Annotated in this window: 17 protein-coding genes; 7 read left to right on the plus strand and 10 right to left on the minus strand. The window is 55.6% G+C overall.

Going from position 1 to position 21,847, the window contains the following annotated elements; translation table 11 throughout:
• The first annotated feature begins 77 nt into the window (after positions 1-77).
• Positions 78-1,178 carry a tRNA (uridine(54)-C5)-methyltransferase TrmA gene (trmA, locus tag KGP22_RS21670; RefSeq protein WP_111963978.1) on the plus strand — a complete coding sequence of 367 codons (1,101 nt, stop codon included), beginning with the start codon at positions 78-80 and terminating at the stop codon, positions 1,176-1,178.
• A gap of 53 nt (positions 1,179-1,231) precedes the next feature.
• Here trmA and KGP22_RS21675 read toward each other — a convergent pair whose 3' ends face one another.
• Complete coding sequence (locus KGP22_RS21675; RefSeq protein ID WP_008501783.1) at positions 1,232-1,591, minus strand: YijD family membrane protein; 360 nt, start codon at positions 1,589-1,591, stop codon at positions 1,232-1,234.
• 9 nt (positions 1,592-1,600) lie between these two features.
• Complete coding sequence (gene fabR / locus KGP22_RS21680) at positions 1,601-2,239, minus strand: HTH-type transcriptional repressor FabR (protein WP_008501784.1); 639 nt, start codon at positions 2,237-2,239, stop codon at positions 1,601-1,603.
• A 196-nt stretch (positions 2,240-2,435) separates the two neighbouring features.
• On the opposite strand from fabR, the gene sthA reads away from it, so the two are divergent.
• Positions 2,436-3,836, plus strand: a complete 1,401-nt coding sequence (gene sthA / locus KGP22_RS21685; RefSeq protein WP_008501785.1) for a Si-specific NAD(P)(+) transhydrogenase — start codon at positions 2,436-2,438, stop codon at positions 3,834-3,836.
• Here the strand turns inward: sthA and oxyR are convergent.
• On the minus strand, positions 3,819-4,736 hold the full coding sequence (gene oxyR / locus KGP22_RS21690; RefSeq protein WP_133295340.1) for a DNA-binding transcriptional regulator OxyR: 918 nt from the start codon (positions 4,734-4,736) through the stop codon (positions 3,819-3,821). The two genes, sthA and oxyR, sit on opposite strands and share 18 nt — an antisense overlap.
• A 489-nt stretch (positions 4,737-5,225) precedes the next feature.
• Between oxyR and ppc the strand changes: the two genes are divergently transcribed.
• A complete protein-coding gene (gene ppc / locus KGP22_RS21695) occupies positions 5,226-7,877 on the plus strand; it encodes a phosphoenolpyruvate carboxylase (protein ID WP_047653049.1) in 2,652 nt (883 codons plus the stop codon).
• A gap of 94 nt (positions 7,878-7,971) precedes the next feature.
• A complete protein-coding gene (locus KGP22_RS21700; protein WP_223580747.1) occupies positions 7,972-8,820 on the plus strand; it encodes an AraC family transcriptional regulator in 849 nt (282 codons plus the stop codon).
• On the opposite strand, the gene KGP22_RS21705 is transcribed toward KGP22_RS21700, so the two are convergent.
• Genes KGP22_RS21705 through KGP22_RS21725 form a run of 5 tightly spaced genes read right to left on the minus strand, consistent with a single transcriptional unit; the run spans position 8,807 to position 13,770 of the window.
• A complete protein-coding gene (locus KGP22_RS21705) occupies positions 8,807-9,163 on the minus strand; it encodes a PTS fructose-like transporter subunit IIB (RefSeq protein ID WP_223580749.1) in 357 nt (118 codons plus the stop codon). The genes KGP22_RS21700 and KGP22_RS21705 overlap by 14 nt on opposite strands.
• 2 nt (positions 9,164-9,165) lie before the next feature.
• The gene (locus KGP22_RS21710) at positions 9,166-10,041 is read right to left on the minus strand and encodes a [formate-C-acetyltransferase]-activating enzyme (RefSeq protein ID WP_223580751.1); all 876 of its coding nucleotides are present in this window, start codon (positions 10,039-10,041) and stop codon (positions 9,166-9,168) included.
• Complete coding sequence (locus KGP22_RS21715; protein WP_223580753.1) at positions 10,007-12,304, minus strand: formate C-acetyltransferase; 2,298 nt, start codon at positions 12,302-12,304, stop codon at positions 10,007-10,009. Before KGP22_RS21715 ends, KGP22_RS21710 begins: the two co-directional genes overlap by 35 nt.
• Positions 12,305-12,355: 51 nt before the next feature.
• A complete protein-coding gene (locus tag KGP22_RS21720) occupies positions 12,356-12,676 on the minus strand; it encodes a PTS fructose-like transporter subunit IIB (protein ID WP_111963972.1) in 321 nt (106 codons plus the stop codon).
• 14 nt (positions 12,677-12,690) lie between these two features.
• Positions 12,691-13,770, minus strand: coding sequence for a PTS fructose transporter subunit EIIC (locus tag KGP22_RS21725; RefSeq protein WP_149367362.1), 1,080 nt, complete (start codon positions 13,768-13,770; stop codon positions 12,691-12,693).
• A gap of 305 nt (positions 13,771-14,075) precedes the next feature.
• Here KGP22_RS21725 and ptsP point away from each other — a divergent pair, with 305 nt between their 5' ends.
• From ptsP to KGP22_RS21740, 3 genes are read left to right on the plus strand one after another with little or no spacing between them, the layout of a single operon-like run.
• Positions 14,076-16,577, plus strand: a complete 2,502-nt coding sequence (gene ptsP, locus KGP22_RS21730; RefSeq protein ID WP_223580755.1) for a phosphoenolpyruvate--protein phosphotransferase — start codon at positions 14,076-14,078, stop codon at positions 16,575-16,577.
• 14 nt (positions 16,578-16,591) lie between these two features.
• Complete coding sequence (gene fsa / locus KGP22_RS21735) at positions 16,592-17,254, plus strand: fructose-6-phosphate aldolase (protein WP_223580757.1); 663 nt, start codon at positions 16,592-16,594, stop codon at positions 17,252-17,254.
• A gap of 12 nt (positions 17,255-17,266) precedes the next feature.
• A complete protein-coding gene (locus KGP22_RS21740) occupies positions 17,267-18,370 on the plus strand; it encodes a glycerol dehydrogenase (protein WP_111963968.1) in 1,104 nt (367 codons plus the stop codon).
• Positions 18,371-18,454: 84 nt separating this feature from the next.
• On the opposite strand, the gene katG is transcribed toward KGP22_RS21740, so the two are convergent.
• Together katG and metF are read right to left on the minus strand one after the other, a co-directional pair.
• Positions 18,455-20,635, minus strand: coding sequence for a catalase/peroxidase HPI (gene katG / locus KGP22_RS21745; RefSeq protein ID WP_223580761.1), 2,181 nt, complete (start codon positions 20,633-20,635; stop codon positions 18,455-18,457).
• A 147-nt stretch (positions 20,636-20,782) separates the two neighbouring features.
• Positions 20,783-21,670 carry a methylenetetrahydrofolate reductase gene (gene metF / locus KGP22_RS21750; protein ID WP_023309676.1) on the minus strand — a complete coding sequence of 296 codons (888 nt, stop codon included), beginning with the start codon at positions 21,668-21,670 and terminating at the stop codon, positions 20,783-20,785.
• Between the last annotated feature and the right edge of the window lie 177 nt (positions 21,671-21,847).

Consider the following 21,847-nt stretch of genomic DNA (forward strand, 5'->3'; position numbering starts at 1 on the left):
TATTGGCCATTAAATCTGGACATCCCCTGAACAATGCCTACAATCGCCGCGTAATTCTTTATCACTCAGGACGCATCATGACCCCAGAACACCTCCCGACAGAACAGTACGACGCGCAGCTGGCAGAAAAAGTTGTCCGCCTGCAAAGTATGATGACGCCTTTCAACGCGCCCGTTCCCGAGGTGTTCCGCTCTCCAGTCAGCCACTACCGCATGCGCGCCGAATTCCGCATCTGGCACGACGGTGACGACCTGTACCACATCATTTTCGATCAGCAGACGAAGTCCCGTATCCGCGTGGACAGCTTCCCGGCAGCGAGTGAGCTTATCAACCAGCTGATGACGCTGATAATGGACGGCGTGCGCAACAATCCGATGCTGCGTAACAAGCTGTTCCAGATTGACTACCTGACCACGCAAAGCAATCAGGCGATTGTTTCCCTGCTGTACCACAAAGCCCTGAACGACGAGTGGCGCGAGCAGGCAGAAGCGCTGCGCGATGCGCTACGGGCGCAGAACATCAACGTTCACCTGATTGGCCGGGCGACAAAAACCAAAATCATGCTGGATCAGGACTACGTAGACGAGCGCCTGCCTGTGGCGGGTAAAGAGATGGTTTATCGTCAGGTGGAAAACAGCTTCACCCAGCCGAATGCCGCGATGAACGTGCAGATGCTGGAGTGGGCGCTGAAGGCGACAGAAGGGTCAACGGGCGATCTGCTTGAGCTCTACTGCGGTAACGGCAACTTCTCGCTGGCGCTGGCGCGTAATTTCGACCGCGTCCTCGCAACGGAAATCGCCAAGCCGTCGGTAGCCGCCGCGCAGTACAATATTGCCGCTAACCATATCGACAACGTGCAGATCATTCGTATGGCCGCGGAAGAATTCACGCAGGCGATGAACGGCGTACGCCAGTTTAACCGCCTGGAAGGGATCGATCTGAAGAGTTACCAGTGTGAGACGATTTTTGTCGACCCGCCGCGCAGTGGCCTGGACAGCGAAACCGAGAAGATGGTGCAGGCGTACCCGCGTATTTTGTACATCTCCTGTAATCCGGAGACCCTGTGCAAGAACCTGGAAACGTTAGGCCAGACGCACAAGGTTGAACGTCTGGCACTGTTCGATCAGTTCCCGTATACGCACCATATGGAGTGCGGCGTACTTCTGACGGCTAAGTAAATATCCGGCATTTTTGGCAGGTGGAGCTTCGCTTACCTGCCCTACAAAATTCTCTACTCCGGTAACTGGCTCTTGCGGCTACGCATGCGCGAGCCAATCCAGAACACCAGCGCCACAGACAGTACCGCAGGGAAGAAGTTAGAGCCGATATCCGGATACTCCGCGCGCACCACCGTGCTATACAGCAATACGCCCAAAATAAAGCAGGCGGCGGCCAGCCCCGGTAACCCCACCGGCATGGTGCGGTTCAGGTAACGTTGATGCAGGCAGTAAACCGTCAGCACCAGCGCAATAAGCGGGAAAATCGAAAACGGCACGATGGAGCTAAAAATAGCGGCGAACGTACCATTAATGGATAAGCCAGCGATCAATGCCAGCAACAGCGTCCCTTTATCCTGACCTGACTGTTTCATTACTCACCTTCACTCTTCGGTTTGATGTGCCAGTTTCTCTTGTTCACGGCGATACCAGTAGTACGCGCCTTTGGAGATCATCCTGAGCTGCAATACCAGTCGCTCTTCAAGCTGCTTGCGTTGTTCAATGCTGACGTCCAGCGCTTCGGCACCCGCGCTGAACACTATCGTCACCATCGCCTCAGCCTGTGCTTCAGTAAAGGCACGCGGCATATGGTTTTCGAGTTCAAGATAGTCGGCAAGTTCCGCGATGAAGTGCTGAATTTCACGCGCGACGGCGGCACGAAACGCCGCCGACGTGCCCGAACGTTCGCGCAGAAGCAGACGAAATGCGTTGGGGTTATTGCCGATAAATTCCATAAATGTCGACACGGAGGTACGGATCACGCTGCCCCCTTTGGCGATACGCTGACGCGCCTGGCGCATCAGCTGACGCAGCATCAGACCGCTCTCGTCGACCATGGTCAGGCCCAGTTCATCCACATCACGGAAATGACGATAGAAGGACGTTGGCGCAATCCCGGCCTCGCGTGCGACTTCGCGCAGGCTCAAACTGGCAAAACTCCGCTCAGCACTCAGTTGACTGAATGCGGCTTCCACCAGCGAACGCCGGGTTTTCTCTTTTTGTTGTGCTCTTACGCCCATCACGATAGTTGAATCCTTCCAAAGGCCTGATGGCACTATACCAGAGAATAAAATTAATCTGTTTGTCTGGCTTTGTGAATGATTGTTTACGTGCGGTTTGTGCTCCACTGCCGGAAAAAAGCACAACGATAATTGGGTTACTCCGGCAATGATGTTATGATTCTGTTGCTTTTATGTATAAGAACAGGTAAGCCTTACCATGCCACATTCCTACGATTACGACGCAATAGTTATTGGTTCCGGCCCCGGCGGCGAAGGTGCTGCTATGGGTCTGGTGAAACAGGGAGCCAGAGTAGCGGTCATCGAGCGCTACCATAATGTCGGCGGCGGTTGCACCCACTGGGGCACCATCCCTTCGAAAGCCCTCCGCCACGCCGTTAGCCGCATTATCGAATTTAACCAGAACCCTCTTTACAGCGACCACTCCCGACTTCTTCGTTCCTCTTTTGCTGACATCCTGAATCACGCGGATACCGTTATTAACCAGCAGACACGCATGCGTCAGGGATTTTATGAGCGTAACCACTGTGAAATTTTGCAGGGCAACGCGCATTTTGTGGATGAACATACCCTGGCACTCGAATGCCACGACGGTTCGGTTGAAACCATCACGGCTGAAAAATTTGTGATTGCCTGCGGTTCACGCCCGTACCATCCCGCCGACGTCGATTTCTCTCACCCGCGCGTCTACGACAGCGACTCGATTCTGAGCCTGCACCATGAACCCCGCCACGTCATTATCTATGGCGCAGGGGTCATTGGTTGCGAATATGCGTCGATCTTCCGCGGAATGGACGTCAAAGTTGACCTGATCAACACCCGCGACCGCCTGCTGGCGTTCCTCGATCAGGAGATGTCGGACTCCCTCTCCTACCACTTCTGGAACAGCGGCGTGGTGATTCGCCACAACGAAGAGTACGAGAAAATTGAAGGCTGTGACGACGGGGTGATCATGCACCTGAAGTCAGGCAAGAAGCTGAAAGCAGACTGCCTGCTGTACGCCAACGGCCGTACCGGCAACACCGACTCCCTGCAGCTGGAAAACATCGGGCTCGAGACCGACAGCCGTGGTCAGCTTAAGGTCAACAGCATGTATCAGACCGCCCTGCCGCACGTCTACGCGGTTGGCGACGTGATTGGCTACCCGAGCCTGGCCTCTGCCGCCTACGATCAGGGCCGAATTGCCGCTCAGGCGCTGGTGAAGGGTGAAGCAACGGCGCACCTGATTGAAGATATTCCGACGGGCATCTATACCATCCCGGAAATCAGTTCAGTCGGGAAAACCGAGCAGCAGCTAACGTCAATGAAGGTGCCTTACGAGGTGGGTCGTGCGCAGTTTAAACATCTGGCGCGGGCGCAAATCGTGGGGATGAGCGTGGGAACGCTGAAGATCCTCTTCCATCGCGAGACGAAAGAGATCCTCGGTATTCACTGCTTTGGTGAACGCGCGGCGGAAATCATTCATATCGGCCAGGCGATAATGGAGCAGAAAGGCGGTGGTAACACCATTGAATACTTTGTTAACACCACCTTTAACTACCCGACCATGGCGGAAGCCTATCGGGTAGCTGCGCTTAACGGCTTAAACCGCCTGTTTTAACGCGCTGTCGAAATGGCCATCCATCGAACCACGGATGGCCTCTGCCAGCTGCTCATAGCGGCTGCGCAGCGGTGAACCCGGACGATAAACCAGGCCAATCGTACGACGCGGTTCCGGCTTAATGCACGGCAGATAGACCACGCCATCACGTTTACGCTCGTGCGGCACCGCCAGCGCGGGCAGAAGCGTAATACCGCTTCCCGCCGCCACCATATTACGCAGCGTTTCCAGACTGGTTGCCCGGAAATGGGTATCTTCATCGGCACCCGCTTCGAAGCAGAAGCCCATAGCCTGGTCGCGCAGGCAGTGGCCATCTTCCAGCATCAGCAGCTTTTCACCGGCCAGATCGGCCATCGGCACGCGATCGCGGTTCGCCCACGGGTGATCTTCATAGATCGCCAGCATCATCGGCTCATCGAACAGCGGTACTTCAATAAAGGCTTCACTCTCTTTTACCAGTGCCAGAATAGCGCAGTCGAGCTTGCCGCTGTCCAGCTGCGCCAGCAGCTGATGGGTTTGCGCTTCGTGCAGGTACATTTCGAGTTTCGGGAACGTCTGGTGCAGCATCGGAATGATGTGCGGCAACAGGTACGGGCCAACGGTTGGGATCAGGCCAATATGCAGCGGGCCGGACATTGCCTCCCCCTGCTGGCTTGCCATTTCCTTGAGCACTTTGACCTCGCGCAGCACGGTGCGCGCCTGATCCACCAGCAGAAGACCTGCCTGTGTGAACAGAACCTTACGGCTGGTGCGCTCCAGCAGCATCACGCCCAGCTCGTCTTCCAGCTTGCGGATCTGGCCGCTCAGCGTGGGCTGGCTGACGTGGCAGGAGTCTGCCGCGCGGCGAAAGTGACGATGCTCGGCTAACGCTACCAGGTATTCAAGATCACGAATATTCATTATTCATCCTCCGTCGCCACGATAGTTCATGGCGATAGATAGCATAGCAACGAACGATTATCCCTATCAAGCATTCTGTTGAATAATACACCACATAGACGAGGCGGCACGTGTTTGACCCTTGACGTCCCCGCTCCGTCAGCGAGTTTCTCTCAAAACTCGAACAACTAAAGCCAACGTGAACTTTTGCGGACCCCGTGGTCCGCTTTTTTTTGCGTAAAAAAGGCCGGATATAAAAACAAAATGGCAACCGAAGCGATCATTTTTAATGTTTTACTCCCTTTCCCCCATACATTTTCATAAGCATCTCTTATCTGACGCAATGCGAATTAAATTTCGTAAATTGCCCACATTTATTCGTTTGCTGAACCGTTTTCGCAGCAATTGACGACGGGGGTTTTACGTGGCTTTATAAAGGGAGATGACAAAATAATGTCCAGAAAATTTTTGCCTGGGCATAAACAAAAATGATGGGGTGACTGGGTTTTTATGAACGAACAATATTCCGCGTTGCGTAGTAATGTCAGTATGCTCGGCAAAGTGCTTGGAGATACCATCAAAGATGCGTTAGGGGAGAACATCCTCGACCGCGTTGAAACCATCCGCAAGCTGTCTAAATCTTCCCGTGCCGGTAACGAGGCCAGTCGTCAGGAGCTGCTCACCACCTTGCAGAACCTCTCTAACGATGAGCTGCTGCCCGTTGCGCGCGCATTCAGCCAGTTCCTGAACCTGGCCAATACCGCTGAGCAATACCACAGTATTTCGCCGAATGGCGAAGCGGCAAGCAACCCGGAAGTCATTGCCCGCACCCTTCGTAAACTGAAAGACCAGCCAGACCTCAACGAGGCCACCATCAAAAAAGCGGTGGAGTCGCTTTCGCTGGAGCTGGTGCTGACCGCACACCCAACCGAAATTACCCGACGCACCCTGATCCACAAAATGGTGGAAGTGAACAACTGTCTGAAGCAGTTGGATAACAAAGACATTGCCGACTACGAACGCAACCAGCTGATGCGCCGTCTGCGCCAGCTTATTGCCCAGTCCTGGCACACCGATGAAATTCGTAAGCATCGCCCAAGCCCGGTGGACGAAGCTAAATGGGGCTTTGCGGTGGTGGAAAACAGTCTGTGGGAAGGGGTGCCGAACTACCTGCGCGAGCTGAACGAACAGCTGGAAGAGAACCTTGGCTACCGCCTCCCGGTCGATTTCGTTCCGGTTCGATTCACCTCATGGATGGGCGGCGACCGCGACGGCAACCCGAACGTGACCGCGGAAATTACCCGTCACGTCCTGCTGCTGAGCCGCTGGAAAGCGACCGACCTGTTCCTGAAAGACATTCAGGTGCTGATCTCCGAGCTGTCGATGGTTGAAGCGACGCCGGAACTACGCGCGCTGGCAGGTGAAGAGGGTGCCAGCGAACCGTACCGTTTCCTGATGAAAAAACTGCGCGGTCAGCTGATGGCCACTCAGGCGTGGCTGGAAGCGCGTCTGAAAGGTCAGCGCCTCCCAAAACCAGAAGGCCTGCTCAGCCAGAACGAACAGCTCTGGGAGCCGCTGTACGCCTGTTATAAATCACTCCAGGCCTGCGGGATGGGCATCATCGCTAACGGCGAACTGCTCGACACCCTGCGCCGCGTGAAGTGTTTCGGCGTGCCGCTGGTGCGTATCGACGTACGTCAGGAAAGTACCCGCCATACCGAAGCGCTGGGCGAGCTGACCCGCTACCTCGGCATCGGCGACTATGAAAGCTGGTCCGAAGCCGACAAACAGGCCTTCCTGATCCGCGAGCTGAACTCGAAGCGCCCTCTGCTGCCGCGCAACTGGGAGCCAAGCAACGAAACCCGCGAGGTGCTCAACACCTGTAAAGCGATCGTGGACGCACCGAAAGGATCGGTGGCCGCCTATGTGATCTCAATGGCGAAGACCCCTTCCGACGTGCTGGGCGTTCACCTTCTGCTGAAAGAAGCGGGAATCGACTACGCCCTGCCGGTCGCCCCGCTGTTTGAGACCCTCGACGACCTGAATAACGCCAACGACGTCATGACCCAGCTGCTGAATATCGACTGGTACCGCGGCTTTATCCAGGGCAAACAGATGGTGATGATCGGCTATTCCGACTCCGCGAAAGATGCAGGCGTGATGGCGGCATCCTGGGCGCAGTATCAGGCGCAGGATGCCCTGATCAAAACCTGCGAGAAAGCCGGTATTGAGCTGACCCTGTTCCACGGACGCGGTGGCTCAATTGGCCGTGGCGGCGCACCTGCACATGCAGCCCTTCTGTCACAGCCGCCGGGAAGCCTGAAAGGCGGCCTGCGCGTCACCGAGCAGGGCGAGATGATCCGCTTCAAATACGGTCTGCCGGAAGTGACCATCAGCAGCCTGTCGCTTTATACCAGCGCTATCCTGGAAGCAAACCTGCTGCCGCCGCCGGAGCCGAAAGCGTCCTGGTGCCATATCATGGACGAGCTGTCTGACATCTCCTGCGATCTGTACCGCGGCTACGTGCGTGAAAACAAAGATTTCGTTCCTTACTTCCGCTCGGCCACGCCTGAGCAGGAGCTGGGTAAACTGCCGCTGGGCTCACGTCCTGCGAAGCGTCGCCCGACCGGTGGCGTAGAGTCTCTGCGCGCGATCCCGTGGATCTTCGCCTGGACGCAAAACCGTTTGATGCTGCCCGCCTGGCTGGGTGCCGGTGCCGCGCTGCAAAAAGTGGTGGAAGACGGTAAACAGAGCGAGCTGGAGACCATGTGTCGCGACTGGCCATTCTTCTCTACCCGTCTGGGCATGCTGGAGATGGTCTTCTCGAAAGCTGACCTGTGGCTGGCGGAATACTACGATCAGCGTCTGGTGAAACCTGAGCTGTGGGCGCTGGGCAAAGAGCTGCGCGAACTGCTTGAAGGCGACATCAAAGTGGTTCTGGACATCGCCAACGACTCACACCTGATGGCGGACCTGCCGTGGATTGCCGAGTCTATTCAACTGCGTAACATTTACACCGACCCGCTGAACGTCCTGCAGGCAGAGCTGCTGCACCGTTCGCGTCTGGCGGAAGAAGAAGGGAAAGAGCCGGATCCGCGTGTTGAACAGGCGCTGATGGTGACGATTGCGGGCGTTGCGGCGGGTATGCGTAACACCGGCTAATGCTTTACGCCCGGCGGCGCTGCGCTTGCACGGGCCTACGATAAGTAGGCCGGGTAAGCGTTAGCGCCACCCGGCAATACCTGGTATCAACACCATGCACCACGACATTACCTACATCCTGAATGACCTGATCAACGGCACAACGCCGCTGCATGAGGTGCATTTTGCAAACCCCGCGACCTCCGCCCCCGAACTTGCCTTGCAGGTCGATTTTCCACGTCTGGAGATCGCGATCGAAGGATCTATGAAAGACCTGGCTGGCTGCGTATTACAGCAGGGGGATGTTTTATACGTCCCGGCTGGCGGCTGGAATAATCCACAATGGCAAGCCCCCGCAACAACGCTGAGCATCCTGTTTGGCAAACAGCAGCTTGGGTTTAGCCTTATACACTGGGATGGCGTAGACGTTCGTAACCTGGCAAAGCAGAACGTTGCCCGGCGTGGTCCGCGTATTGGATCGCTACTCTTACAGACGCTTCATGAAATACAGATGCAGCCCCATGAGCAACAAACCGCGCGGCTGATTATCGCCAGCCTGCTTAGCCACTGCGTCGACCTACTGGGTAGCCAGATCCAAACCGCCTCCCGCAGTCAGGCTTTATTTGAAGCGATTCGGGTCTATATTGACGAACACTACGCCACCCCGCTTACCCGGGAATCCGTCGCGCAGGCTTTTTATATCTCCCCAAACTACCTGTCGCATCTGTTTCAGAAAACGGGCGCAGTGGGTTTCAATGAATACCTGACGCATACCCGGCTGGAACACGCTCGCCAGTTGCTGAAAGGGTATGATTTAAAAGTGAAAGAGGTGGCGCATGCCTGCGGATTTATTGACAGCAACTATTTCTGCCGGTTGTTTCGTAAAAATACCGAGCGTTCGCCGTCAGAATACCGTCGTCAGTATCACAGCCAGCTCACCGGGAAAGCCATTAGTCCAGAATGACCTGAGTATGCTGCGGAGCAGATAATATCTTACGCACCGCTCCCATCACCTTTTGTGGATCACGTAAAAAGGCGTTAATACCGCACTTCACGTAGCGCGCATTCTCGAAACGCTCACTGCCCGCCAGTTCTATATCGGTAATCAGCAATACGACATCGGCACGCTGAATGTCGTCTTCCGTAAGCTCGCTCTCGATGCCCAGCGCTCCCTGCGTCTCGATGTTAACACTCCACCTCTCCTGCTGGCAGAGCTTTTCCAGCCGTTCGGCAGCCATATAGGTATGCGCGACGCCACTGACGCACGCGGTCACCGCCACCAGATGACGTCCCGTTATCACTGTCATATTCAGCCTCCCAGGGTAACATTGAAACCTTCTCGCTCTGCCCGTTGACGCATCGCTGACACCTCATCTTCTGTCGGAGGGATAACTTGCCGCATGCCCCACTTCTGTCCCAGCAGGCGGTATTTTGGCTCCCCATACTGATGAAAGGGCAATAAATGCAGCTGTCGTATTCCTGAAGGTAGCAGGAAATCCAGTACGCGCGTCATGTTCGTTTCGTTGAGGGTATAGCCCGGAATAAGCGGCACGCGGGGAATCACGTTTATCCCGTCAGCCACCAGCTGGCGGAAATTATCCAGCACTCTGGGAAGATTCATTGCCACAATCGATTGGGCCAGATCCGCGTCCATGATCTTCAAATCAAACAGCACTTCATCACACTGTCGAGCCAGCGGCATTAATCGGGACAAAGGGGCATCGCCTGCCGTTTCGATGGCCGTATGCACGCCGAATCGACGCAGCCTTTGTAGTAGCCGTGTCGCGAAAGATGCCTGCAGCAATATTTCCCCACCCGAAAGCGTCACTCCGCCTCCCGAGGAACGAAAGAATACATCGTCTTTCATTACCTCTTTTTCCAGCTCATCCAGCGTAACGTCCCGCCCGATAGGCTCAAATGCGCCGGAGGGGCACTCATCAACGTCCCGTAAACAGGGGGCGCAGTTAAGACATTTACTCTCTCTGCGCACCATCTCGATTTTCGGCGAAATCGACTCTGGATTCGCACACCACGGACAGCGGTGAGGGCAGCCTTTAAAAAAGACAACCGTACGGATGCCGCGTCCGTCATTCAATGAGTAGCGCTGAATATTGAAAATACGCGCCACCTCGGCGCGCGCTTCAACCACGTCACAGCTGATGCACTGTGCGGCGGATAATGTCATCCTGGATCTCCTTCGATAACTCAACAAAGAAGGCGCTGTAGCCAGCAACGCGTACCACCAGCCCGGCAAAATCCTGTGGACGCTGTTGCGCTTCACGCAATGTCTCCGCGTTCACCACGTTGAATTGGATATGCTGCAACTTAAGCTGGGTGAAAGCGCGAAGGAAATCAGCCAGCTTTTGCAGCCCGGCATCGCCTTCCAGCGTCGCAGGGGTAAATTTAACGTTTAGCAGCGTACCGTTAGATAGCAGATAGTTATCCAGCTTGCTTACCGATTTAAGTACCGCCGTTGGGCCCTGCATATCTTGCCCAAGCATCGGCGAAAGCCCACCATCTGCCAGCTGTTCGCCGGCAAAGCGGCCATCGGGCGTTGCCCCCACCACCGCCCCGAGCGGCACGTGTGCCGACACGGTATAAGACCCCGGAGTGAACTGCCCGCCGCGCGGGTTCCGGTATTTTTCGACCTCTTTACAGTAATGGCGCAGCAGTTCAGCGCTGATGTTGTCGACATCATCGATATCATTGCCGTATTTTTCGAAACGATTAATCAACCGTGCGCGGATTTTTTTGCCCTCTGGCGTGGCAAAGTTAGCGTTCAATACGGCTAACAGCTCATCAAAACTTAAGCGCTGCTGTTCAAAAACCAGCCCTTTCAGGGCGTGCAGTGAATCACTCAGGTTGGCTATCCCGATCCCCTGAACGCCAGAAAAATTATAGCGCGCGCCACCCTCGGTAATATCTTTCCCTGATTCCAGACAATCGCTTATGAATGAAGAGAGTAACGGCACCGGTGCCCAGTCGCGATGGCCGATATCGCAGATATTGCTCCCCTCAACCATTAGCGCAATATAGTGGTTAATTTTGGCGCGGATATGGTCCAGCAGGCCTTCATAACTCAGCGCTGCGTTACCTTCGTTCTCCTGCATCGCGATTTCCATTACCTTCAGCAGGTTAAACATCGCGATATCATGCAGACCGTAGGTTTTACCCGGAATCGACAGTTCTACACAGCCAACCACCGCGTAGTCGCGCGCGTCTTCCAGCGACACCCCCCGATTAAGGAAAGCAGGCACCACCACTTCATCATTGAAAATCTGCGGGATACCGGTGCCCAGGCGGATCGTCTCCGCCGTTTTAAGCAGGAAAGGTCGGTCGATAAGTTCGTTAACCCGTACGCCGAGGTTCGGCTGCGGAAGCTGAACCCTCTGGTAAGCATCCAGGCACAGGAAGGAAAGTACATTCACTGCGCTCCGACCGCTCTCCGTTAAGCCGCCCAACAACGCGGTATAACCCGTCGGAAAACCAGCAAAATAACGTGCGCTACTGGTCGAACGTAAAAGCACCACGTCATTGCATTTCACCCACAGCGATTCCAGTAGCTCTTTCAGAAATTCGGGATCGTCCCCCTGCGAGAGTGAAGCCTGATAAAACGGCAACATATACTGGTCGAAGCGCCCGATAGAAAGCGAGCTGGCGTTAGATTCGTATTGCAAAATGACGTTCATATACCAGAACAGCTGACACGCCTGCCAGAACGTTTGCGGCTTATGCTGCGCGTTATGACGCGAGATTTCGGCAATCTTACATAGTTCTTCACGCCGTGAAGCTTCATCACAGCCGGACGCAAGCCTTTCAGCCAGCGCGGCATAGCGCAGAATATGACGCTGGGATGCTTCAAGCAGAATCAGCGCGGCGGCATAGAACATGTTCTGGGCATCGCGGGCACAATATTCTCGCATTTGCGCCACCAGCGCACCCAGCCCGTTATTCAGCAGGCGCGGATAATCAATAATGATATGCCCCTGCCCTTTGTCCGTCTGATTGACGCTGAAAATTTGCGTCCCCACGGCGGCTTTCACCTCATCCGTCATCTGGCTGTTGATGAAATCCTTCATCGACCGTTTTTCCCAGTAGGGATACAGCACGTCACGGTAAATCTGCTTATCCGCTTCGCCGATCTCGAAGCGGTCCTGCGGGCGTGTGGAAAACTGGTCCAGCTCCTTAAGCAGCCAGTACGGATCCATCTCAGGAGACATAATGCCCGCACGCGGTTTAACGGTCCGGTTTCCCGCAATCAGTTCCTCATCACGAATCGCGATGTTCACATGGTCCAGAATGTACGCCGTGGCTTTTGCTCGCCTGAGGATAACCGGCTCGCCCTCCGTCTGCTGATGGCTGGCGGTATAGAGCAAAGCACGCTCAAGCGAGATTTCACGTGGACTGGCAAAAAGAGCGTCTTTCAAATGCTGGGTACGATTCGTCATGAGAGAACTCCTGTAACGGAAAACGAGCCCGCCCCTAAGGGCGGGAAAGCGTCAGGCGGTTTGCGCCAGGTGGGCATCAATTTTGTTCATGATGGCGTCAGCGCGTTTTACCGCGTCGCTGATATTGACGCGTACAATGGTTTTCCCGGCAAAGCGCTCTTCGAACTTAATGCCAATATCTTTGGTCAGGATCACCATATCTGCGGCGGCAACGTCTTCTGCCGTCAGTTCGTTCTCCAGGCCAATCGACCCCTGCGTTTCAACCTTCACTTCCCAACCTTTAGCTTTGGCGGCACTTTCCAACGCTTCGGCCGCCATGTAGGTATGAGCAACGCCTGACGGACATGCTGTTACTGCAATAATTCGGGTCATGTTCTCTTCCTCACTCAGTTAATTTCGAAATCCAGATCCAGGTCGTCCTCTTTTTCCACGACCTGTTTTGCATTCTTGCGGGCAATACTCTTCAGCACGTTAACGCTAATGGCCGTCACCACAGCCCCCACGGCAACCGCCGCGATGTAGCCGATTTTGCCCTCCACCACAGGGAGAACGATGAGCCCGCCCCAGCCGGCATAGCATTGCGCGCCCATCACGGCGGCCGTCACTGCGCCAGATGCGGAACCCAGCATGATGGAGGGAATGACACGCAGAGGATCGGCTGCGGCGAACGGAATGGCCCCTTCGGTGACCCCCACGCAGCCCATCACTAATGCGGCCTTACCCGCTTCACGCTCTTCACCGGTAAAATTCTTGCGATTAATCAGCGTCGCCAGGCCTAATCCCAGCGGTGGCACACAGATACCGACTGCCGCAATCGCCACCACGGTGTAGACGCCCTGTGCAACGCAGATCAGCATGAAGGCATAGGCGACTTTATTAATCGGGCCGCCCATGTCGAAGGCCAGCATCAACCCCATGATGACGGCCAACACTACGATGCTGCCCTGCTGCATCCCTTGCAGCCACTGGGTTAAGCCCGTCGTCAACGCGCCAACTGGTTCACCCAGACCCCACATCATGATGCCTGCGGTAACAAAGGTGCCGATGATAGGGATGATGAAGATAGGCATGACGGATCGCAGCACTTTCGGGACCGGCAGTTTTTTCAGATACCAGACGACAATCCCGCCGAGGATCCCGGCAATAATGGCGCCGAAGAAACCCGCACCGAAGCTGTTACCGACCCACGCGGCAATAGCGCAAGGCGCCAGCGCTGCGCGCTCGGCAATGGAATAGCCAATATAGGCGGCCAGGAAAGGCACCATCAGCGTCAACCCTGCTACGCCGATATCGAATAGCTTTTTGAGGTTGGGATCGGTTGCTGCATCCGGGACCGCACCCTTGCCGTACAGCATGACCGAGACCGCCAGCAAAATACCGCCTGCGACCACGAACGGGATCATGTGTGATACCCCGGTCATCAGATGCTGCCGCGTGTTCTTGAGAATATGCACCAACTCTTTCATATGTCGCTCCTGGCCTAAAACCATAAAGATGCTGTGGCAAACAATAGGCAATCAGGAAGATGGCTAACAGGAGACAAAAAGGCCATTTACTGGATTTTTGTAATGTCGAAATAAAAATGAGATCCGCCTCCACATTTCTGATCAATGGTACGCATAAGACAAAACACCACAACCTGTGAGTCAAATCTCACTTTTCACGTGATATTACATTTGTCCAGCTTTTGGCAGATTTGTCACATGGCGCGCGTCATCAACACACTCGTATGCTGTTGCCCAATGAATGAGGATTGATTTCAGGAGTGTGTATGGCTCTCGTAGTGGAATTTACCTGTGAATTACCCAACGGTGTTCACGCGCGTCCGGCAAGTCATGTGGAGACGCTGTGCAATACGTTTATCTCGCAAATCGAATGGCACAACCTGCGCACAGACCGTAAAGGGAACGCCAAGAGCGCACTGGCACTCATTGGTACCGATACGCTGGCAGGCGACGCCTGTCGTCTGGTGATCCACGGTGAAGATGAGCAGAACGCCCATCAACAACTGGAACAATGGCTCCGGGAAGAATTTCCACACTGTGATGCACCGCTCGCAGAAGCCATCAATACTGAGCGCGATCCGCTGCCAGAATCTCTCGCACGCCTTAATCCAACGCTCTTTCGCGCCCTGCCTGTGTGCAGCGGTAGTGCCCAGGGCGTGCTGACGTTGCTGACCTCGCTGGATCTCAATGCACTGACGGATTTACCCGACGGGAAAAGCGTGGAAGATGAACAGTCAGCGCTGGACAACGGACTCACCCTGCTGGTGAAAAACATTGAACTTCGTGCGCTGGACAGCGACAGCACCGCCAGCGCAATTCTCGACGCGCACAGATCTCTGGCGACGGATACCTCTCTGCATCAGCATCTTCTTGCTGGCGTGAGCCAGGGGCTAAGCTGCGCGCAAGCGATAATCGCCACAGCCAACCATTTCTGCGATGCGTTCTCTCGCTCCAGCAGCAGCTACTTACAGGAACGTGTGCTGGATGTGCGCGATGTTTGCTATCAACTTTTACAACAAATTTATGGTGAACAACGCTTTCCGGCACCGGGACAACTCACTCAGCCGAGCGTCTGCCTTGCCGACGACCTCACGCCCGGCCAGTTCCTGGAACTCGATAAAACTTTGCTTAAGGGGCTACTGCTAAAAAGCGGTGGAACAACCTCGCACACCGTTATTCTTGCACGCTCCTTTAATATTCCGACACTGGTGGGCGTCGACAGCGAAAGCCTGCTGCAGTGGCGCAATAAGCCCGTATTTATCGATGGCAATGCCGGTGCGGTCGTGGTCAATGCCAGCGATGCGGTAACACGCTACTACCGACAGGAAGCACGGGTACAACAGGCACTACGCGAGCAGCAGGGCATCTGGCTTGACCGGGAAGCCAGAACCGCAGACGGCCTGCGCGTTGAGTTTGCCGCTAACATCGCCCATGCGGTGGAAGCGCAGGCAGCATTTGCGAACGGCGCCGAAGGCGTTGGCCTGTTTCGCACCGAAATGCTTTATATGGACCGCAGCAGCGCGCCCGGTGAAAACGAGCTCTACAACATTTTCTGCCAGGCGCTGGAAAGCGCAAACGGGCGCAGCATCATCGTGCGGACCATGGATATCGGCGGCGATAAACCGGTGGAGTATCTGAATATCCCGGCCGAAAATAACCCGTTCCTCGGCTACCGCGCCGTACGTATTTACGAAGAATATGCAGTGCTTTTCTCCACCCAGCTTCGGGCGATCCTGCGCGCCTCTGCTCACGGCAGCCTGAAGATAATGATCCCGATGATCTCTTCCATGGAAGAGATCCTGTGGGTGAAAGAGAAACTTGCCGAAGCGAAACAACAGCTCCGCGCGGAACATACTCCGTTTGATGAGAAAATCCCGCTCGGCATCATGCTGGAAGTGCCTTCTGTAATGTTTATCATCGATCAGTGCTGCGAAGAGATTGATTTCTTTAGCATCGGTAGCAATGACCTGACGCAGTATCTGCTGGCCGTTGACCGCGACAACGCCAAAGTCACACGCCATTACAACAGCCTTAACCCGGCCTTCCTGCGGGCGCTGGATTACGCGGTGCAAGCCGTCCATCGCCAGGGTAAATGGATTGGCCTGTGCGGCGAACTGGGTGCAAAAGGTTCGGTGTTGCCATTGCTGGTGGGTCTGGGTCTGGATGAGCTGAGCATGGGGTCGCCCGCCATTCCGGCAACCAAAGCGCGCCTGGCACAGCTTGATAGCCGCGCCTGCCGCCAGTTGCTGAATCAGGCCATGGCGTGTCGCACCTCACTTGAAGTTGAGCACCTGCTGGCGCAGTTCCGCATGAATCAGCAGGACACACCTCTGGTTACACCTCGCTGTATTTCACTGGACAATGACTGGAACAGCAAAGAAGAGGTCATGAAAGGAATGACCGATAACCTGCTGCTCGCAGGACGTTGCCGATACCCCCGTAAACTGGAGTCCGATCTCTGGGCGCGCGAAGCGGTCTTCTCCACCGGGCTCGGCTTTAGCTTTGCTATTCCGCACAGCAAATCAGAGCACATTGAGCAATCCACCATCAGCGTTGCACGCCTGAAAGCCCCCGTCATGTGGGGAGATGAAGAAGCACAATTCATCATCATGCTAACGCTGAACAAACACGCCGCGGGCGATCAGCATATGCGTATTTTCTCCCGCCTGGCACGCCGCATCATGCATGAGGATTTTCGCAATGCGCTGGTTAACGCCAGCTCAGGGGAGGCGATTGCTTCCCTGCTACAACACGAATTAGAACTGTAAAACGAGGAAGAGTGATGGAACTGTACCTGGATACCGCCAACGTGGCGGAAGTTGAACGCCTGGCGCGCATTTTTCCCATAGCGGGCGTCACCACCAACCCGAGCATCATTGCCGCCAGCCGTGAATCCATTTGGGACGTGCTGCCGCGCCTGCAAAAAGCCATCGGGCCGGAAGGCACGCTGTTTGCTCAAACCATGAGCCGCGACGCAGAAGGCATGGTGGAGGAAGCCAAACGTTTGAGTAACGCCATCCCGGACATCGTGGTGAAAATCCCGGTGACCGCTCAGGGGCTTATCGCGATTAAAGCGTTGAAAAAAGAGGGGATAACCACGCTGGGGACTGCCGTTTACAGCGCTGCGCAGGGTTTGCTTGCCGCACTGGCAGGCGCGAAATATGTCGCGCCGTATGTAAACCGCGTTGACGCTCAGGGCAGTGATGGCATTCGCATGGTCCAGGAGCTGCAATCCCTGCTGGAACTGCACGCGCCGGAAAGCAAAGTGCTGGCCGCCAGCTTCAAAACGCCGCGTCAGGCGCTGGACTGCTTGTTGACAGGATGCGAGGCAATCACGCTTCCCTTAGACGTAGCGCAACAAATGCTCGGCACACCGGCGGTAGAGTCAGCCGTAGAGAAGTTCGAGCAAGACTGGAAAAACGCGTTTGGTAGCCTCAATCTCTAAGGGAGAACTGTTATGGACCGTATCATTCAATCGCCGGGAAAATATATCCAGGGCGCTGATGTGCTTACCCGTCTCGGCGACTATCTGAAACCCCTGGCCAATCGCTGGCTGGTTGTCGGCGATAAATTTGTGCTGGGTTTTGCCGAAGAGACCCTGCGTCAGAGTTTTAAAAATGCGGAACTCTATGCCGAAATAGCGCCATTTGGCGGCGAGTGTTCACAAAATGAAATCGATCGCCTGAAAAAACTGGCCGACGGCGCCGACTGCCTGGCAGTCCTGGGCATCGGCGGCGGTAAAACGCTGGATACCGCCAAAGCGCTGGCTCACTTTATGGACGTGCCCGTCGCCATTGCACCGACTATTGCCTCCACCGATGCGCCGTGCAGCGCCCTTTCCGTTATCTACACCGACAGCGGCGAGTTCGATCGCTACCTGATGCTGCCGCACAACCCGAACATGGTCATTGTGGATACCAAAGTGGTAGCAGGTGCGCCGGCACGTCTGCTGGCCGCCGGGATTGGCGATGCGCTGGCGACCTGGTTTGAAGCACGCGCCTGCTCGCGCAGCGGTGCGACCACCATGGCAGGCGGCAAATGTACGCAGGCTGCACTCGCGCTGGCCGAGCTTTGCTACAACACGCTGATTGAAGAGGGTGAAAAGGCCATGCTTGCAGCGGAACAGCATGTAGTTACACCGGCGCTGGAACGCATTATCGAAGCCAACACCTATCTTAGCGGCGTAGGATTTGAAAGCGGCGGACTGGCGGCGGCACACGCTATTCATAACGGTATGACGGCGGTACCGGACGCGCACCACTTCTATCACGGTGAAAAAGTGGCGTTTGGTACGCTGACGCAGCTGGTGCTGGAAAACGCGCCGGTAGAAGAAATAGAGACCGTCGCGGCGCTTTGCCACAGCGTTGGGCTGCCGATTACGCTGGCACAGCTAAATATTAAAGAAGATATTCCGGCCAAAATGCGGCTGATCGCAGAGGCATCCTGTGCGGAAGGAGAAACCATCCACAATATGCCTGGCGGCGTGTCGCCGGATCAGGTTTACGCGGCGCTGCTGGTGGCTGATCAGTATGGGCAGCGGTTCCTGCAGGAGTGGGAGTAACTGGCATGAATAAAAATCCCCGCATCGGCGGGGATTTTTTTGCCCGTAGGCCGGGTAAGGCGTAGCCGCCACCCGGCACAAGGGTTACTTCACGTCAAACCGGTCCAGATCCATCACCCTCGCCCATGCTGCAACGAAGTCGCGGACAAACTTCTCGTGTGCATCATCACTGGCATAAACCTCTGCCAGCGCGCGCAGGACGGCGTTTGAACCGAAGACCAGATCGGCGCGGGTGGCGGTATATTTCACTTCACCGCTGGCGCGATCGCTTCCGGCAAACAGCTCATTAGATTCGTCGGTCGCCTTCCACTGGGTATTCATGTCCAGCAGGTTCACGAAGAAATCATTGCTCAGCACGCCTTCGCGGTTGGTGAACACGCCGTTCTTACTGCCATCAAAGTTGGCACCCAGCACGCGCAGGCCGCCGATCAGCACCGTCAGCTCCGGTGCGGTCAGCGTCAGCTGTTGGGCTTTATCAATAAGCAGGGATTCCGTCGTGGACACATCCACCTGCGCACGATAGTTGCGGAAGCCGTCAGCAACCGGTTCGAGCAGGTTAAACATCTCGATATCCGTCTGATCCTGACGCGCATCCACGCGGCCCGGCGTAAACGGAACGTTGACGTAAACGCCTGCCGCTTTTGCGGCCTGCTCAACGCCTACCACGCCCGCCAGCACGATAATGTCGGCCAGAGAGGCTTTGTTGGTGGTGCGCTGGATAGCTTCCAGAGCCGGCAGCGCACGAACCGCTGCGGCGTTCACGTCCCAGTCACGCTGAGGAGCAAGCGCCAGACGCGCACCGTTGGCGCCGCCACGCTTATCGCCACCGCGGAAGGTCGATGCCGACGCCCAGGCCACAGAAACCAGCTCGCTCACGGAGAGGCCAGAGGCCGCAATTTCCGCCTTCAGGCTTTCAATGTCCTCTTTGGTCGGATTGAATACCGCCTCCGGCAGCGGGTCCTGCCAGATCAGATCTTCTTTCGGCACTTCCGGGCCGAGGTAACGCGATTTTGGTCCCATATCGCGGTGGGTCAGTTTGAACCACGCGCGCGCGAAGGCTTCGTTAAAGGCCTGCGGGTCGTTCAGGAAACGGCGGGAAATCTTTTCGAATTCCGGGTCAAAACGCAGCGTCAGGTCGGTAACCAGCATCGTTGGCTTACGTTTTTTGGACGGATCGAACGGGTCAGGCATGATTTCCGGCGCATCCACGGCTTCAAACTGAATCGCTCCCGCCGGGCTGCGGGTCTGCACCCATTCGAATTTAAACAGGTTCTCGAAGAAGTAGTTGCTCCACTGGGTCGGGGTTTGTGACCAGATGACTTCCAGACCGGAGGTAATGGCATCAGCGCCCACGCCCGTACCGTGCGTGCTCGCCCAGCCGAGGCCCTGCGCTTCAATCGGTGAGGCTTCCGGGTCAGTACCCACGTGGGTGGCTTCACCCGCGCCGTGGGTTTTGCCGAGGGTATGGCCGCCTGCAATCAGCGCCACGGTCTCTTCGTCGTTCATACCCATGTTGCCAAAGGTGGCGCGAATCGCTGCCGCCGCTGACAGCGGTTCGCCGCTGGCGTTTGGCCCTTCCGGATTGACGTAGATCAGGCCCATTTCGGTGGCAGCCAGCGGACGCTTCGCCAGCGCTTCCGGGTCACGGTGGGTCAGCCAGGCTTTCTCATCACCCCAGTTCACGTCCAGATCCGGTTCCCAAACGTCTTCACGTCCGGCACCAAAACCAAAGGTGCGGAAACCCGAGTTTTCCAGCGCCACGTTACCCGCGAGGATAAACAGGTCAGCCCAGGAAATTTTTTGTCCGTATTTTTTCTTGATTGGCCACAGCAGACGGCGCGCCTTATCCAGGCTTACGTTATCCGGCCAGGAGTTCAGCGGCGCAAAGCGCTGTTGACCGCGTCCAGCCCCACCGCGCCCGTCAACGGAGCGATAGGTACCCGCGCCGTGCCAGGCCATACGGATAAACAAGCCCGCATAGCTGCCCCAGTCGGCAGGCCACCACGGTTGAGAGTCGGTTAAGAGTGCTTTGAGGTCGCCTTTAAGGGCGGAGTAATCAAGTTTGCTGAATTCTTTGCGGTAGTCGAAGTCTTCACCCAGCGGGTTCGAACGATTGGAATGTTGGTTAAGAAGATCGATGCGGAGTTGTTTTGGCCACCAGTCGCGGCTGCCTGTACCTGCGCCCGCGCTGTGATCGACGCCGCCCTGGTGGAACGGGCATTTGCCGACTGATGCCGCTTTATTGGTCTCGTCTGACGTGCTCATCGCTATGCTCCCTTTTACAGTGTTACCGTTACGATATACACCACTAGCAATAAGTTATAGTTGAATTAATCCACAGATTCGATAGCTGATACCTTTTAACTTTTTGACCTATTAAAAAGCCCTCAATATAAGAGGGCTTTTGGTGTTTTACGCGGGGCGAACGCCCAGGGTATGGCAAATGGCGTAGCTCATCTCCGCGCGATTTAACGTGTAGAAGTGGAAATCTTTTACTCCTTCACGGCTTAAAATTTTCACCATGTCCATCGCGATATTAGCCCCCACCAGCTTGCGGGTTTCCGGGTCATCGTCCAGCCCTTCGTACATTTTGGACATCCACAGCGGAATACGGACATTGGTCATATCAGCGAATTTCTTCGCCTGCTTGAAGTTAGAGACCGGCAGAATGCCAGGGATAATTTCAACGTCGATGCCCGCGGAGACGCAGCGGTCGCGGAAGCGCAGATAGCTTTCAACATCGAAGAAGAACTGTGTAATGGCGCGATTCGCGCCGGCGTCCACTTTACGCTTGAGGTTAAGCAGATCGGCCTGGGCGCTTTTCGCTTCCGGATGCACCTCAGGATAAGCGGCAACGGAGATATCAAAATCAGCCACGTCTTTCAGCAGCGCGACCAGATCGGCGGCATACATGTCCGGCTTACCGCTGCCCGGCGGCAGATCACCGCGCAGTGCGACAATATGACGGATGCCGTTATTCCAGTAATCCTGGGCGATAGCCCGTAACTCGTCGCGGGTCGCGTCAATACAGGTGAGGTGCGGCGCAGCTTCCAGACCGGTACGATCTTTGATGCCTTTGATAATGCTGTGCGTACGATCGCGCTCGCCGGAGTTAGCGCCGTAAGTCACGGAAACGAACTTCGGCTTCAGGCTGCTGAGACGATCGATAGAGCTCCACAGGGTTTGCTCCATTTCACTGGTGCGCGGCGGGAAAAATTCAAAAGAGACGTTAATCTGACCGTTTACTTCGGCCAGGCTCTGATTCAGTGCTTCCCGCTGGTTGGCGTGAAAAAAGCTCATACCTTACCTCTATCAATCACATGTCGTTGTCTGTTGTCTTGTGAACTTCTATACGTTTAGACGTCCAGATGTAAAAATGACGGAAAAGCAGAGGGACGTCAACATAAATAATCAACAATAACGGTGAGGTTTGCTCAGACAAGATGAAGAAAGTTCATGATGGGGAGTGAGACATCC

This window comes from Enterobacter sp. JBIWA005 (genome assembly GCF_019968805.1).
Classification (GTDB): Bacteria; Pseudomonadota; Gammaproteobacteria; order Enterobacterales; family Enterobacteriaceae; genus Enterobacter; species Enterobacter vonholyi.